Source organism: Microseira wollei NIES-4236 (genome assembly GCF_020521235.1).
GTDB lineage: Bacteria > Cyanobacteriota > Cyanobacteriia > Cyanobacteriales > Aerosakkonemataceae > Microseira > Microseira wollei.
In genome coordinates this window covers 1-293 of the sequence record NZ_BLAY01000655.1, presented here as the reverse complement: position 1 = coordinate 293, position 293 = coordinate 1, and the positions used below count along the sequence as shown (strand labels likewise).

Annotated in this window: 1 pseudogene; it reads left to right on the top strand. The window is 45.7% G+C overall.

The features are described from left to right. Positions 1 to 293, top strand: a pseudogene (locus MiSe_RS50155) (RNA-guided endonuclease TnpB family protein); the annotation flags it as partial.

Genomic DNA, 293 nt, shown 5'->3' with positions numbered 1-293 from the left:
GTTTCAAGCAGCACGGCAACTATACAATGCCTGCCTCAACGAAGCGATGGCAAGAATGAATCTGGTACGTAATTGTTCAACTTACCAATTAGCCAAGCAAATAGATCGCCAGTCCAAAAAAGCGAGACGTTCGGCGAGCGCTCAGTCGAGCCGAAGCGACGCCTTAAACGCCGCAAGACGAGAATACAGATATTCCGATTACGACATTCAAGCCTATGCCACAATAATTAGCAATCGTTCCAAATGGATAGCTCAACTAATTGACTCCAATACCCAACAAACTATAGCCACCA